The organism is Maribacter luteus (assembly GCF_009674825.1).
GTDB lineage: Bacteria > Bacteroidota > Bacteroidia > Flavobacteriales > Flavobacteriaceae > Maribacter_A > Maribacter_A luteus.
In genome coordinates, this window is the sequence record NZ_WKJH01000024.1 from 140,204 (window position 1) to 156,701 (window position 16,498).

At 37.3% G+C, this 16,498-nt stretch carries 9 protein-coding genes; 1 reads left to right on the forward strand and 8 read right to left on the reverse strand.

The window, feature by feature from the left end:
- Positions 1-5: 5 nt before the first annotated feature.
- From GJ691_RS14465 to GJ691_RS14490, 6 genes are all read right to left on the reverse strand, one after another.
- A complete protein-coding gene (locus GJ691_RS14465) occupies positions 6-1,088 on the reverse strand; it encodes an alpha-L-fucosidase (RefSeq protein WP_154368124.1) in 1,083 nt (360 codons plus the stop codon).
- A gap of 29 nt (positions 1,089-1,117) precedes the next feature.
- Positions 1,118-2,746, reverse strand: a complete 1,629-nt coding sequence (locus GJ691_RS14470; RefSeq protein ID WP_246200194.1) for a sulfatase family protein — start codon at positions 2,744-2,746, stop codon at positions 1,118-1,120.
- 307 nt (positions 2,747-3,053) lie between these two features.
- Entirely contained in the window at positions 3,054-4,763 is a 1,710-nt protein-coding gene (locus GJ691_RS14475) for a RagB/SusD family nutrient uptake outer membrane protein (protein WP_154368126.1), read from the reverse strand.
- A gap of 17 nt (positions 4,764-4,780) precedes the next feature.
- Entirely contained in the window at positions 4,781-8,350 is a 3,570-nt protein-coding gene (locus GJ691_RS14480) for a TonB-dependent receptor (RefSeq protein ID WP_154368128.1), read from the reverse strand.
- A gap of 149 nt (positions 8,351-8,499) precedes the next feature.
- Positions 8,500-9,708 (reverse strand): FecR family protein, encoded by a 1,209-nt coding sequence (locus tag GJ691_RS14485; RefSeq protein WP_154368130.1) that lies wholly within the window; start codon positions 9,706-9,708, stop codon positions 8,500-8,502.
- A gap of 207 nt (positions 9,709-9,915) precedes the next feature.
- The gene (locus tag GJ691_RS14490) at positions 9,916-10,554 is read right to left on the reverse strand and encodes an RNA polymerase sigma factor (RefSeq protein WP_154368132.1); all 639 of its coding nucleotides are present in this window, start codon (positions 10,552-10,554) and stop codon (positions 9,916-9,918) included.
- Between the two features lie 439 nt (positions 10,555-10,993).
- Here GJ691_RS14490 and GJ691_RS14495 point away from each other — a divergent pair, with 439 nt between their 5' ends.
- The gene (locus tag GJ691_RS14495) at positions 10,994-12,880 is read left to right on the forward strand and encodes an outer membrane protein assembly factor BamB family protein (protein ID WP_154368133.1); all 1,887 of its coding nucleotides are present in this window, start codon (positions 10,994-10,996) and stop codon (positions 12,878-12,880) included.
- Between the two features lie 815 nt (positions 12,881-13,695).
- Here GJ691_RS14495 and GJ691_RS14500 read toward each other — a convergent pair.
- Together GJ691_RS14500 and GJ691_RS14505 are read right to left on the reverse strand one after the other, a co-directional pair.
- Positions 13,696-15,093 (reverse strand): FAD-binding oxidoreductase, encoded by a 1,398-nt coding sequence (locus tag GJ691_RS14500; protein WP_154368134.1) that lies wholly within the window; start codon positions 15,091-15,093, stop codon positions 13,696-13,698.
- A 70-nt stretch (positions 15,094-15,163) separates the two neighbouring features.
- Complete coding sequence (locus GJ691_RS14505) at positions 15,164-16,480, reverse strand: adenylate/guanylate cyclase domain-containing protein (RefSeq protein ID WP_154368135.1); 1,317 nt, start codon at positions 16,478-16,480, stop codon at positions 15,164-15,166.
- Positions 16,481-16,498 lie beyond the last annotated feature (18 nt).

Below are 16,498 nucleotides of genomic sequence, written 5' to 3' on the forward strand. Positions count from 1 at the left end.
TAATCTTATTTAGAATTTTCCTCCCTGATCATCTTACCCACTTCCAATAAAATCTTTGCCGATTCCTCAGGTACGACCCCATTACCGTCGGGCCCTACGTTGAGCAGGAAATTGCCACCTTTTCCGTTGATGTCCTTTAATTTTCCATAGACTTCTTCAGGGGATTTCCATAATGTGTCTTTCTTTTTAAAGCCCCAGGAATCATTCATGGTATAACAGGCTTCCCAATTATATTTTACAATGGAATCTAGATGGAATTGCTCTGGGGTCCCAAAATCTTTTTTAAAGAGTTTTCTTTTTGAAACACGGTTATTGATAATGATACTGGGTTTTAATTCCCTTATATATTGGTATAGATCGTTTCCGTCTTCAACGGTCCACCAATCAACCCAATCACCATCAAACCAAAGGATATTCGTATCATAGTTTTCTATTAATTCCTTGATTTGGTTTTTCATGTAGGCTACGTATTTCTCTTTTTGGCCCTCATGCATTTTCATCATACCCCAACCTTTTCCTTCTTCTACGTATTGAGAACCTTCATGCCAATCGGTAATACTATAATACGTACCAAAAACGATTCCTTCTTTTTTGCAGGCATCTGCCAATTCCTGTACAAAATCCCTACCTTTCATTGGGGTGCTCGCTATGTCGAAGTCGGTGTAGTTGGAATCGTACAAACAAAAACCTTCATGGTGCTTGGTTGTTATCACCAAATATTTCATTTGAGCATCTTTGGCCAATTTTACGATTTTATCGGCATCAAAATTTTCCGGCTTCCAAGTGTCCAATAACTTTATATATTCTTCGGACGGGATATTCTGGTTCCCCTGGATCCATTCTGCATAACGGCCTTCGTCATTTCCTTTATAAATTCCTCCCAACTGGCTATAAAGTCCAAAATGGATGAACATGCCATATTTGGCATCATTGAACCATTGCATACGTTTTTGAAAGCCCTCTTCGGATTCTTCCAGGTAATTTACTTTTTCTATTTTGGATATAGTTTTTTCTTGCTTACAACTACCCAATATCAACACCGTTAGCATAACCAACAGCACGGAGAAAACTCCTTTTATTATATTCATTATCAGAAATTTACATATTATGATTAGGACTATTTGCTCAAACCTTTGGCTTTTAAGAAACGATTTAAGTTCTCTTGGTCCATTGCATCGCTATCCCCATATTTTGAGCGCATAACCTTTAATTGGTCATGCATTTCTTTCCTTACCGCGGTATACGCCGGATCGTTGTAGACGTTATGCATTTCGGAAGGGTCTTCTTCCAAATCATACAGCTCCCATTCATCTATATCGTAGTAAAAATGAATCAATTTATACCTATCCGTTCTAACCCCATAGTGGCGTTTTACACGATGTTCCCCAGGAAACTCATAAAACGTGTAGTACAGGGCGTCCCTCCACTCACTGGCATCGCCTTTCACTAATTTCCTTAAAGACTCCCCTTGTATACTTTCTTCAATATCAACCCCTGCATAATCCAAGAACGTTGGGGCAAAATCTATATTCTGAACCAACTCATCAACGACCGTTCCCGGCTTGATCTCTTTAGGGTATTTCATCAAGATAGGCGTTCTAAAAGACTCTTCGTACATAAAACGTTTATCGAACCAACCATGTTCCCCTAAATAAAATCCTTGATCCGAGGTATACACGACAATCGTATTCTCCTCCAAACCATTTTCCTTTAAATAATCGAGTATTTGTCCAACACCGTCATCCACGGACTGGATGGTACGAAGGTAATCTTGCATATATCTATTATACTTCCATAGTGCCAAATCTTTCCCCTGTGGGTTTTCGGCTTTGAATTCTTTAATGATAGGGTCATAATAAGCGTCCCAAGCTGCTTTTTGCTCCTCGGTCATCCTATCATACTGTCTTTGGAACATGCCCCTGTACTTGGTCTTGATTTCTTTTTCCTTATCAAGCATTTTCAGGTCATATACCACGTCCATATCTTTATAAACCCCCATTTCTTGCGCTGCGGCAGCTGGCCTACCTTGGTAATCGTCAAAGAAATTAGCTGGAGGGGTAAACGTTTTATCATCAAACAATGTGAAGTATTTTTCTTCCGGCATCCATGTTCTATGGGGTGCTTTTTGATGGTAAAGCAATAGGAAGGGTTTATCTTTTTCCCTTTTATTATCCAACCAATTCAACGCAATATCAGTGGTAACATGGGTTACATATCCCGGATATGTCTTTTGTACCCCGTTTTCTATAAAATCCGGAGCATAATATTGCCCTTGACCGGGAAGCACATTGGAATAATCAAAACCTTGGGGTAAACCGTCTAAATGAATTTTACCGACCAATGCTGTTTGGTAACCGTTTCTTTGTAAGGCTTTAGCGAAATTTTCTTGGTTCCAATCATAGGCCCGCACATTATCTACCTTGCCATTGACAAAACTATGCTTACCCGTGAGCATTGCCGCACGGCTTGGTGCACAAATGGAATTGTTAACGAACCCTTTATTGAAAATAACCCCCTCATTACCTATCCTATCGATATTAGGGGTATTATTCAACCCATGTCCATAAGCACTAATGGCCTGGTAAGCATGGTCATCGCTCATGATAAAAACAATATTCGGTTTTATCGGCTTTTCTTCGGCTACATCGTTACAGCTTGCCATGATCGCCATAAACAAGAATAACACGTAATATTTAAAATCAGGGCTTGAAATATGAAACTTATTAAGTCGTTTTATTATACTCATTCTCAACTTTATTAAAGCTTAACATTTATGATACTCGGAACTATGTCCTTTAACAAAAACAACTACCCTTAAACTTCTTAAGAATTTTCAAAGAAATGAAGTTTGTTCGACCAACAACTGATTTGAAAAGATGTTGGGTAGTGGATTCTGATAATGGCTCGGTATTTTATCCCATTAATTCAAATGGCTAAAAAATGATTGAAATTTCTTTATTTAGGCTAAGTTAAAAAGGGAGGATTAACCTCCCTTTATGGAAATCAAAAAAAAACTAACAAAAAACTTTCTATTGACCGGTCACTTATCAATATTACCAGCCTGGGTTTTGACTGATATTCGGATTAAGTGACAATTCATCTAAAGGTATCGGTTGTAAATAAGCCTTACTTTCGTCAAAATTATAATCTCCTGTACTTGCAAATGGTAATATATAACCATCAGCGTCCAAACTGGCATCAGCGGCATCCAATGTGGTGTTTACAATACCATCTTCCAGGTAAGCACCCCTAGGTTGATCACCATCGAACAAGCTATGGGCCCTCCATCTATATAAATCATCAGCTCTGAATCCTTCTGCCATTAACTCCACGGAGCGCTCCCTACGTACCTCATACAAGATGTCAGTTAATGTATAGCCATAATTTGGCCATTCGAGATCAGTTGTAATAGCGCCCAAAGTCATATGTGGCATACCTACCCTATCTCTTAATAAATTAATGGATCTGTCCAAATCGGATTGTGTTATTGTACCTAATTCTGCTTTTGCTTCAGCAAAGATCAATAAAGCCTCAGCATATCTGAAGATGATCCTGGACGTATCTTCAGTGAAATCGCCGTAATCAGCATTATATTGAGCATTTCTGTATTTTTCAGATTCATAACCGGTTAATCCAGTGTTCGTTGAACTGAAATCGGGATACGACCAATAATTTTCAATACCATCAGCATCTATTTCAACCAAATCACCAGGAACCATTATCGTAGCGGCCAATCTGGGGTCTCTATTGATTTCAATAGTTGATAAATCTTTGTTGCCCATATAATTTGTACTAACAGAAATTGGATCCCCATCTGTACATAAATAGCTATCTACCGCAAATAAAGTATAACCACATCTGTTGGGCCATTGTTGTTGTATAACGTTGGCAATATTCAATGTAATGGAGTTATAATCCCTCCATAACATTACCTCGCTATTACCACTATAACCCACTTGATTAAATAACGTTTGGTAATCACTATATAAAGAGAATACACCACCGTTCATTACATCTTCGGCTGCTTCGGCAGCAATTTGCAAGAAAGCGGTACCATCAGAACCATCAACACCAAAATCGGTTCCTCTATGATACCTTTCCCAAGTACCTTCATACAAGGCAACCCTCGCTTTAAACAATTGGGCGACTTCTTTACTTATTCTCGGGTGACCGGAAATATCGGGGAAAGACTGTAATAATGAAATAGCCGTATCTAGATCTGAAATCATAAAATCTACAACTTCATTTCTTGAATCCCTTGCAGCATAGATATAATCTTCATCGGTATTATCGAAATATTCTGGAAAAATAGGTAAATCACCATATTTTTTCAATAATTCAAAATAGTAATAGGCCCTAAAAAAATAAGCCTCACCTGTATATTGCCCAATTAGGGTTTCATCACCTTCAGCCTGGTCAACATGGTCCAATAGCCAGTTAGCTTCCCTTACTTCGTCCCAACTCCAAACAGAACCCGAGGCGGAAGTAGGAACTTCATAACTCAATCCACTTAACCTATTACTTGGTTCCTGCGCAGTTCCCATATCGGAATACATATCCGGAAGAATATTGAATCCAATTGAAAGGGCCGACCAACCTGGTAAGTCATTGTAAAAGCCATTTACGCCAGCTTGCAAATCTGAAGGAGTACTATAAAAAGTAACTTCAGAAACTGAATCTAAGGGTGTTCTATCCAAATAATCTTCACATGAAGTTGAAAATAGAATAGTACCTAGAATAAGTATTTTATATATATTTTTCATGATTATTTAATTTTTAGTTAGAATGATAGATTTACCCCTAAAGAAAGTATTCTTGATAACGGATAGGATTGCGCACTACCGGTTAGACCTGATGTATTCGTTTCAGGATCAAAGAACATTAAATCGGTAAAGGTGAATAGGTTTTCCCCTGTGGCATAAATCCTTAATTTGTCTACATGGAACCTACTCGTAACATCATTCGGAAGGGTAAAACCAATTTGAAGGCTTTTTAGCCTAGTATAGGCTGCATTTTGCAATAACCTATCGGTATTATAACTGTAATTCTTGTTATTTCTACCACCACCGTTCAGATAAGGTGTTGGGAAATAACCATCTGTGTTCGGACCCAATGGACTTGTGGTGTCCTCAGGTCTAAAATAATCCAAGTGACCTTCCCAAACAAAAGCGTGGAACGGACCATTAGCCGGACCTCTAAAACGTTGTTGGCTTCCAAAAGCCAGATCACGCTTACCAACACCTTGAATCAATGCATTAAAATCCCAATTTTTATAATTCATACCAAGGTTTACCGAATATTGGTATCGTGGTGTGGAATTACCGATTACGCCAAAATCACCTGTATCACCATAAACATATTCTCCTCTATCGATTACATTATCCCCGTTTACATCTTTGTATTCGATATCTCCGGCAACACGTGCCCAACCGGTAATAAATGAATAATCAATATTTGAAGTCACCTCTGTTGCGGCTTCGTCCGTTAAGAACAAGCCTTCAGTCTGGAAGCCCCATATATCTCCTAAATCCTGACCTGCAAAATAGTTTGTCAAGGCTTTTGTGTCGTTAGGGTATTCTACGATAGACCTTTTGTAATCACTTAAAACGGCCCTTACACTATAGCCAAAATCCCCTAATTTTTGTCTCCAGGTGGTTTCAACTTCCCATCCTTGTACCCTGGATGTGCCTATATTGGTCAAAGGGGCATTGGTACCTAATTGAGCAGGTAAATCAGCTCCCTGGGCAGCCATACCTTCTATGTCGGTTCGGTACCAAGAAAAACCTAAATCAAGTTTACTATTAAAAGCACTTAAATCAAACCCAATATCTGTTGTTTTAACTTTTTCCCAAGTTAAATTCTCACTAGAAATATCTGGTGTTTGCGAAAAAGTCAATCGTTCCCCATCAAACAAATAAGAGGTTCCTCCCGTATTCAACTCTATGGTTGAAAGGTATAGGTAATTATCAACATTTTGGTTTCCAAGCGTACCATATGAACCCCTTAGTTTAAAAGTGTTAATGGCATCAATAGGCCAAAATTCCTCTTTAGCTATATTATATCCTGCGGAGAAACTTGGGAACCCTGCCCATCGGTTATCCGGTTCAAATCTTGAAGAACCATCCCTACGGTAACTGAATTCAAACAGGTATTTTTCTTTGTAATTATATCTAAACCTACTAAAAAGACCTACTGTTGACCAATGTGATATGGCCTCGGTCACTGTTTGATCATCATCCAAAGATGCGTTAAGCGAAATGATGTTATTACTGATCAAGTAATCAGATGAGGCACCAAGTGCATAATAATTATTGACCTCACTTTGAAAACCGACCGTAGCATGAAGATTATGGTCCTTAATCGATTTATCATAGGTCGCAAAAATATTAGGGGAAAAATACTCATTGATCGATACAGTGGGACTGTATGAAGTCGATGCTTGTGAAACCTTGTCAACTAGTCCGTTGGGTACAACGGTTTGACTGGCCAAGATACTTATCTCTTGGAAGTTATTGTCCCTTTTGTAATTGAAATTGGCATTTATCTTAAGTCCTTCGAAAGGCTCGATAATAATTCTTGGCGAAAGAACAATTTGATTGTTTTCCGTTTTAACCCTTTGATCATCCCAAAACGGGTAGTAGGTATGTTGTAATAATTCCATTCCATAAATTGGGTCGTACTGTGGTAAGGTTGGCTTTATTTTCGTAATTAAATCCAACACCCTTGATTTGTTCCAAAATGTAGTGTTACTGTTAGCTTCCGTTGGAAAATCAGTATAGCTTTTCCTGTATTTACTTAACAACTCCAAGGTTAACCAATCATTTACTTTGCTGGAAATCTTGGCATCTAAATTATACCTTTGATAAGATTCATCCCCAACCTTGAGCAACCCTTCTTCATCATAAAGACCAGCGGATAAATAAAAATTCATTTTTTCATTTCCGCCAGTAATATTTACGCTATGTTTTACTCTTTGCGCCCATTTTTTCATGATGATATCATCCCAATCAGTAGCGGCTGTACCTTCGATACCAATTGTTCCATAATCCCAGCCATTTCCTGAGGCGTTGGAGACAATTGTCGGTGCACTACCTGGATTTTCCATATTGGCCATGATATTTGCTAAATCCGTTTCGTCATAATAAGCCCCTTGATTATTATTTGTTCGGGCATCGTTGATGGTATATGCAAAGTTTATAGGACTGGCACTTTCAGGCCAAATAGAAGGTTGGGTAATGGAATAGCTACTATTGTAATTTACTTTAATCTGCCCTTGCGAATTTTGACCACTTCTAGTGGTTACGATTACCGCACCGGCTGCGGCTTGAGAACCATAAATAGAAGCTGCCGCAGCATCTTTAAGAATGGAAACCGATTCAATATCCTCAGGATCAATATCATTTAGGCTCATTTCTATACCATCGATAAGTACCAATGGCTCAGCATCGCCGATATCTCCCGTGCCGCCACTTGTGACGAAACCACGAATATTTATATCTGAAGAAGCACCTGGCTCACCACCTGAAGAAGAGTTGGATATTACAAGACCGGGGGTCGTACCTTGTAACGATCTAAAAGCATTTGCAGTAGGTCTATTTTCAAAAACCTCTGAACCAACTTGTGATACTGCTGCTGTTAAGTTTATTTTTTTCTGCGTACCATAACCAACAACTACAACTTCTTCCAAAGCTGCTGCGTTTTCTTTCAATACTATTTGCAGATCCGTATTACCTGCAACAACGATCTCTTTTGTCGTATACCCAAGATAGGATACTTGTAAAATAGCGGCATCATTTACAACTTGTATGATGAATTTACCATCAAAATCTGCGATTACTCCATTTTTAGTACCTTTTTCGACTATAGTCGCCCCTGCTAACAGGTTGCCATTTTCATCCATGACAACACCTGAAACTTGAAGCTTTTGATCGCTTTGTTCTTTGATTACAGGTAGCGGTTTTGGTTTCGGTGGCTTCTTCGTAGAGGTCTTCAGGACTATATGCCTATCAACGATCGTATACTCAAGATTACTGTTAGAGAAAATTTGATTTAGGATAAATTCAATTTTCTTATTTTCAACCTTTAAAGTGATTTCATTATCATTATTTAAATCACTTTTGCGGTAAAAAAAGCTAAATTCTGAAATGGATTCGATTTCATGGATAATCTCCAAAAATGAGGCTTTCTCCACATTTAATGAAAGTTTCTTTTTTTGGGCATACCCCATGTTTGCCTGAAGCTGAAAAAGGGCAGTGAATAAAAAGAGTAATGAAAGCTTCATTTTTAAATTAAGTTTTGGAAAGATATACGTATTCGTACATCTTTCCCTAGAGTTCTCTAGTTTTTTCATAATTTTGGAATGGTTTTAGTTAGTTACTACTGGAATCATTAATACGCCGGAAAGTGCTGCAACACTTTTCGGTTTTTTTGTGACCTTTTTTATGTCATACGCTAAATATTTATTTCATTTATTATTGGTAACCTAGAATTCAATTTTATTTAAACACTAGGTTTTATATTCACAATTATAATTTTACCATCCTCTTTATAAAATTCGAATGGTGTATGTTCTTGGCAGACTTCCAAAATCTTTTCCAAAGATTCATTTTCAAACGTGCCCGTGAATTTTTTCAACCCCAGCTCTTGGTATTCATTTTCAATCTCGACATTAAAATGGCGTTCTAATTCTTTCAACATCAAATCAAAACTATCATCAACGAACAATAATTTATTATCCTTCCAAGCTATATACTTATTTATATTGGCCTTTTCTACCAATATCGCCTCTTCATTATATATTGCACGCTGTCCCGGCTTTATCTTAATGGGCTTACCGGCTTCCCCGTTATTTGATTTGTATACACTTACACTACCCTCGACCAATACCGTGGAGGTATTGTTTTCATCCTTGTAACTAGACATATTGAATTCTGTGCCATACACTCGAGTATTCATATCGTCAGTAATAACCGTAAAAGGGCGGGACTCATCTTTTTCAACCGAAAAATAGGCCTCCCCATCTAAATAAACATTCCGCGGTGCATCCTTTAAAAAATTGATTGGATAGCGTAATTTTGTACCTGAATTTAAGTAAACCTCAGAACCATCAGATAATACGATTCCGAACTTCTTTCCATAGGGTACGGTAAGTACATTGTATTCCAAAGACCCTGATTCTTTATTTGCCTTATCATACTGCAACTTGTTTTTTTCTTGACTCACCACTTTCTTTCCCGAAGCGTCAGTAACAACCTTTGAAGAGGTCTCATCCAAGACAGCTACCGTGCCATCTTCGAGCTCAAGTGTTATTTGCGGTTGTACCACGACTGATTCAACAGGTGCCGCATCAAAAACACCTTGTGTATAGCTCACTATTCCTAAAGCAACCAACCCTACAAAAACAGCGGCTACCTTTAAGAAAACCCTGGATTTTGATTTTTGTGTTAACCGTATTTCTTTTTGTATATCATTTCTTTTTTCGATAATATGTCTCCACATACCATCAAAATCTTTTTCAGAAAGCTTATCATTGTCAAAATCCATCAACAATACCAACCTTCTTGCTTTTTCAACCAATTCCCTTTTATTCGGATGGTCAGCCAACCAATTCTCCCAAAAACCATTGGTCATGGCATCACTGTCCAGCACCCATTTCTGGAAGTATTCATCCTTCACAAAATCTTCCAAAATGTAATTGACATATTTCATTATTACCCAGAAAAAAAATGATAAACTTTATTGTTATCTAACAAGAGGGAAAAAAAGTATTATTACTTAAAAAAATTTAATTTTTTTTTAACAATACATCTAAAATAATTAGTTTTTAGCTATTAATATCTTTATCAATAACCGAGGACAAAATATAGGAAGGTGTTCTTGCTTTAAGAAAAAAATGAAGCTTGTATCGGGGATATTTTACTTGGAAAATAGATTTAATTGGTTTTTAAGAAGCTTTAGGGTATGCGCCATTAAATTGTAAATTCCTTTTTTATCAAGTGCCATGATTTCAGATATTTCATCATAACTTAAGCGACAATAATACTTTAAATGAATTATTTCCCTTTGCTTACCACTTAACTTTTGTAACTCCTTTGACAATGCTGCCCTTTCATTATCAAACCGTTGTTTTTCTATAAGGCTTTTTTCTATTGAAGCCGTTGTTTCCACGACTTTCTCCAATTCAGTAGAACAATTGGTTTTTCTTTTTTTGGAAACTTGTGAAAGTAACTTTCTTCGTATAGATTTATATAGGTAAGATTTTATAGATCTGACCAGACCTAACTTGTGTTTAGTATCCCATAATTCTATAAAAAGATCCTGAATACAATCTTTTACCAATTCATGGTCCCTAACAAGTTTCAATCCATAACTATACAATTTTTCAACATGCAGTTCATATATAGTTGAAAAAGCAAGCTCACTACCTGCTTGAAATTCTTGCCATAATTGTATATCGGAAACTTCGCCTCTTTTTTCTAAGGGCCTAGATTCAAATACGCTATTAACCTTATCTTCAATATCATTCGTCTTATGCAGGTGGCTATTCGAAGGCAAAACAAAAAGGTTTATATGGTTGGTTTACGATCTAAAGATACATAAATATTTTTTTCAGTCATTTTTATAGATTGATAAAATGATAAAAATAACACCAAATATTGAAAATAATATATTTTAAAGGCCATAATTTGCGAATTGATAATTTTTTTGGAAAGAAATTTGAACTCGGAAAGATGTTTTGGCCTGCGTTTAATATACAATCACCTAACTATTCATGGGTGCCATTAGTTTAGAAAATCATTTTACTCACGATTCAAGCTAAAATAATAGAAAACAAATACTCGATTCTCGATAATCTTTAACGTGCCAACTAAAAAATCAACATTCTTCAACATAAGATTTCACCTACAAAATAAGTCGCTTCACAACAATAATTAACAAATTGTTCTGCAATTAGGTAGATTTGAAAAAACAAACATTTATAAACCAATTTTTTATGAAAAATTCCCTTTTTGCTCTTAGTTTATTGCTTACGGTTGTAAGCGTTAAAGCACAGAGAGCCCCCCAAAAAACAATAACCTTTGATAATAAAGTTACCGATTTAGTGATTGTACCGGTTAACGGTATAGCAGTGATTTCTGAAGGTGAAAAAATACATGGCTACAGCCCAATAGATGAAAGCCTCATTTGGTCAGTAGAAGCCCCTAAAAAATCGGATGTAAACAAAGCGGCCCAGGTATTAACTACCGGTAACTTGAACGCTTCAGCCGATTTTACAGTAATAGAAGACACGCCTTTTGTTCAAAAATTCATCGATGACCAATTGTATGTTTTCAATAGTATAACTGGAGAAGCGATATTCAATTCAAAAGATAAAGAACGTTATTTTCAAGCAGAATACTTATTCAATGAAAATGCTTTATTACTAAGAGGTATAGACGATAAAAATCTAATTATTGCGAAGTATTCGTTGACTAAGAAAGAAATGGATTGGAAAACGACCGTATCAACTACCTATGGTGCTTTTTTACAATCTATGGCAAAGTTAAGCGGTAACGATACAGCCGGCCTACGCGATGTTATGGACTATTCCGATGACAAAATATTTGTTTTGGTAAAATCAAAATTTTACGTATTAAATAAAGCTAACGGTAACCTGTTGTGGAAAGAAGAAGATGCGACAGTTGCAGATTTTAAAGTGACCAATGACGCAAAAAAACTGATTACTGTTCAGACAAAAGGTCTTTTAAGCCAAAAAAGCTTAATCAATTTACACGATGCAAATACAGGTGCAAAAATTTGGGATGACCCATTAACAACGAAGTACCTTGTCCTTTTCGAAGACTGGCAGGACAAGATGTTATTAGCTCACTATAAAGGATTCAATTTTTACAACTATGAAACAGGAGAAAAAACCTGGGCTAAAGATCCTAAAGGAAAAGGAATAAAATCAGTAATTCCAATTGGATCCGACTTCTTATATGTTTACGATGATGAAATGATGTTGTTAGATAAAAACGGAGAAAAAGCATGGAAAAAAGATGTTAGTATAAGTGATGACGAGGAAGATCCCATTTACTTCCTTGAACAAACAAACAACAATCGTATTCTTTATGTAACAGCTACTTATGCCAATATGGTAGACTACAAAACTGGTCAAAAAATCTGGAAAGGCAATCTAAAACTAAACGAGAAGAGACCTACATTTGCGAAGTATGACGAGACCAGAGGAGACTTCGTGATTTTCAACGATGAAGAATTATATCGATTTAATCAAACTACTGATGAAAAACCAAAACCGTATGCAAAGCTTAAATTGAAAAACGAAAAACTTATAAATAGCTTAGAAATATTTGAAAACAATGTTTCCATCTCAGGTGACAGCGAAGTTGTTGGAGTAGATAGTTCCGGTAATGTGATTTTTCATAACAAATATGTACAACCTGGTGAGGCAGGCCGACGCTTAATGAAAACAGCTTTAATTGCAGGTCAAGTAGCTGGGTCAGTAGCTACTACTAACGTAACGGTTACCACTACCTATAGAGATAGCGAAGGCAATGTAACATCAAACTCCAATTCTTATGATGTATTTGGTAAAAAAGCAGCAGCCATAGGGGAAGCAGGATACTATTCAGGCAAGTTCGGACAGCAGTTTGTAAAAAGTAGATTCAGAGCAATGCAAGAAACGGATAACTACAGTATTATTTTTGCTAAAGGTGATAATGGCGAAAAATTACTTATTAAAGTAGATAAAGAATCAGGTGCTGAAATCGATAAGATCATCATGGAAAACAATAAACCTATTTATGATGTAGATTATGTTTCTGATGACATTTACTACAGTAATAATAAAGAAGTACAAATTTTTATGGCCGCTGAATAGTTGTTATAAGATTAATATAATCAAAAGGGCCGCTTACTTTATGTATGCGGCCCTTTTGATTTAATCACTCAACACCATGCGTATTCCAAAATTGATCTATTATATTTTGATATAGATTTAAATTAAAGATATTATGATAAACAAGTAAAGATAAAAGAAAATCATTCTTCAATATAGTACCTAAAAATAAGAGAAGGTCAATAATTACAGCTCAAACAAAGGATATTCCCATTTATCACTACCTATCGAATATGGTCGAAATGATGGAAACTTGTTCGCAATATGTCCAAAAAAAATAAAGGAATCACCCCTAGCGGATATAGAAGTAAATTTACCCAAAACAACAAACTTGAAGAGTACACTTTAACCAAGGAATAATCTAAAATCATCAACAAAGGACTGTTGTTTTTAAAAAATGAATTAGAAACGAAAACATTTTATTTCATATAGGGTATAAAACCTTCTATAATTAAAACCGATATTTATGTGGAGGTAAACCCGAAAGATATTTCGACCCAAGTTATTTAAAACATAAAATCCGACCATTTACATGATCGGATTCTCATTAGTCGGGGTGGCAGCATTAAAACCCTTGGCTTTTACCCTTTGAAAAACAGCATATTCCCGCTATTACGGCACATAAGTCTTGTGTTTTAATACTTTCATAGCGTTATCAAATCGACCCAAATAAGGTTATAGGTAAAGTCTGTATTTATGATAAAAAATATCAGCTAGAAAATCCGGAAACATTTGAAATAAAATGGAATGCAACTTTCTAATGCTCCCTATCATCCAATATATATTTACCAATCCATTTACCGAGCTGGCTGGATATTTTGATTTACCCTGAAGAAATTCTCCGGATCGTATTGTTTCTTTATGGTCGTAAGTCGTTCATAATTGCTTTTATAACTTGCCTTGATTCGTTCTTGACCTTCATCCATTATAAAGTTAAGATAGGCCCCACCGGTCGAATAAGGATGAAGTGCTTTCCAATAGTCCTTGCACCAATCTTTAATTTTCTCTGCATTGGACGGATCGGGATCAACCCCAACGATAACCCCAGCATATTTTGCATCTCTGTTGGCCCAAGGTGTCTCTTCCTTTCCAACTCGGCTAGCGGCACCACTGATAGGATATAAATGCATTTGCGAAAGTGGCGTCGGAATTTTAGACCCAAACTCCAAATGTTTGGCCCTTACTTCCGAACCTAGGTCGTCGAAGTAGTCTGCCCTCCAGTACCATTGTAGACCAGGGGGCAACATTTCATCGAACATGGTCTGAATAGCAGGATAAGGCATTTCCCCGACATGATGAAAGATGGGTTTCATTTCTAGGACAGGTCTGAAAACTTCTTCTTGTTTCTCAGGTCCTCCCAAATAAGACCAAACTATACCGCAGAACATTTTATTATGCAACTCTTCGGGAAAGGGCGCACCAGGGATAACCATGGTAGCTATAAAACCGTTAAGATCATCCGGGGCATCATTGATAAAGGTATGATACCATTCCATAACCTCCTCGATTCTTTCAATGGGCCACAACGATGGGCCCCCTATGATATTCTTGACTGGATGCCCCTGAAATTTAAAGGAGGTTACAATCCCAAAATTTCCGCCACCTCCTCGGATAGCCCAGAATAAATCAGTGTTCTGTTTCGCGCTTACGGTCACAAAGGACCCATCTGCCAAGACCATATCCGCCTCCAGTAAATTGTCTATCGTTAGGCCATACTTTCTAGAAAGATAACCAACTCCACCCCCTAAGGTAAGACCACCCACTCCCGTGGTTGAAATAATACCGGCTGGAACGGCAAGTCCAAATGGATGTGTGGCATGATCTACCTCACCCCATAAATTTCCACCACCAACCCTGACCGTACTATGCTCCACATCTATATGAACGAATTTTATTCCGGAAAGATCGATGACCATTCCATCATCACAAAGTCCGAGGCCACCCCCATTATGACCACCTCCCCTAACGGCAACCAAAAGGTTGTTCTCCCTACCAAAATTTACAGCGGATATTACGTCTGCTACGTCGGTGCACATGACGAACATTGCAGGGCGCTTATCTATCATTGCATTGTAAATTTTGCGCGTTTCGTTATAATTTGGGTCTTTAGGGAAAATGACTTTTCCCCTAATCTGAGCGGTAAAAGCATCTAAAACAGAGGCTTCCAATTCCTTAATCTTACCTTTTGTTGACATGATTGTTTTGTTTAATTAATGATGATTTGATTGTTGTTATTACTTCTATTTTTTGAGAAGTGTTTATTTCTCAATGTGCATTGGACTTCATCGTATCGATTACAAAATCCAGTGCAGTATTCCAAGCTTCCATAGTTTTTAACGTCTTGTACTCTCCCAATACTTCATCAATGGTTTCGATCATCGCTTGTTTCACCACAGGGTAGTATTCGGCCTTTACACCATATTGGATATGACTTTTACCCAATTTTGCCAGCCCTTTTTTGAGATGTTCCGGTCTAGATAGGGAATAGACGATGCCACCTAACATATGGGTAAGTAACCGCCCCTGATCGGTCATGTTATTACTAAATAACGCCCTGACAAAAGGGGCTATTTCAAATACTTTATCATAGAATGTTTTGGCGAATTTATCCTCGTCCTCCAACATAATGTTCATTGAAGCCTGTAATTCAAGTTGAAGATCCATCCCTTTAAATCCTTTCAATTCAAATAAATTCAAAGGATCTTCCTTCCCTGCTAATTTGTTGCAGAACTTGCGCCCAATTATCACTGTTTCTTTATTTACATTGTCCAAGATCGTTTCCGATATTAGAATATCCGTATTCGTTACCTTGGTTTCATTTTGGATACGACTAGCCACGTTTACTGGGTCTCCAATGACCGAGAATTGTTTATGGGTAGGATGTCCAAGATGACCTAAAAAGGCGGTCCCGAAATTGAGACCAATTCCTGATTTCAGTTTAATCTCTATGTCCTTTAAATCAGACTTGTTGAGGGAATCAAGGGCATATTGCATTCCTAATGCAGCACGTATTGCATCTTCACAATTCTTCTCGGCTGTACCACCGGTGGCACCAAATACACCGACAATCTCGTCTCCAACATATTGGTAGATAACACCATTGTTCATCAATATGGGCTCCCCTAATGCGGTATAGAACTTATTGAGCATATAGGCTATGTCATAATTGAGGTTTTTGGAAGAGAGGTTCGTGAAATTTCTTAAGTCACAGAAAAGAATGGCAATCGGTCTTTCTTCTGCCCTGCCCGTGGGGACTAATTCTTTTTGTAGATTGTTGACTTCTCCACTTGACCAAATCAGGCGTTGTAGTGTTACATCACCTTTAGGTCTTGCCTGACAGGCCAGTCTTATAGATGGATCCCACTTTCGGGCCTGGCTACTGGACTTCTCGAATTCTGTTTTGGGACTAAGATTCCTTACCCCATCTAGGACCCTTACCCTGCAGGTGGTACAGATACCATTTCCACCACACTCATGCAAATGGGGAATTCTGTTCGCTATTGATAGGTCAAGTAGTGTATTGGTATTCGATTTGAACGTTACCTGTCGATTGATTGCCGAGTATGTTAAGGTTTTGACCATTTGATTTTGTTTTAATAT

Excerpts from the sequence above, each read along its gene's own strand:
- GJ691_RS14465 (WP_154368124.1), bottom strand. The coding sequence starts at position 1,088 with ATGAATATAATAAAAGGAGTTTTCTCCGTGCTGTTGGTTATGCTAACG.
- GJ691_RS14470 (WP_246200194.1), bottom strand. The coding sequence starts at position 2,746 with ATGAGTATAATAAAACGACTTAATAAGTTTCATATTTCAAGCCCTGAT.
- GJ691_RS14475 (WP_154368126.1), bottom strand. The coding sequence starts at position 4,763 with ATGAAAAATATATATAAAATACTTATTCTAGGTACTATTCTATTTTCA.
- GJ691_RS14480 (WP_154368128.1), bottom strand. The coding sequence starts at position 8,350 with ATGAAAAAACTAGAGAACTCTAGGGAAAGATGTACGAATACGTATATC.
- GJ691_RS14485 (WP_154368130.1), bottom strand. The coding sequence starts at position 9,708 with ATGAAATATGTCAATTACATTTTGGAAGATTTTGTGAAGGATGAATAC.
- GJ691_RS14495 (WP_154368133.1), top strand. The coding sequence starts at position 10,994 with ATGAAAAATTCCCTTTTTGCTCTTAGTTTATTGCTTACGGTTGTAAGC.
- GJ691_RS14500 (WP_154368134.1), bottom strand. The coding sequence starts at position 15,093 with ATGTCAACAAAAGGTAAGATTAAGGAATTGGAAGCCTCTGTTTTAGAT.
- GJ691_RS14505 (WP_154368135.1), bottom strand. The coding sequence starts at position 16,480 with ATGGTCAAAACCTTAACATACTCGGCAATCAATCGACAGGTAACGTTC.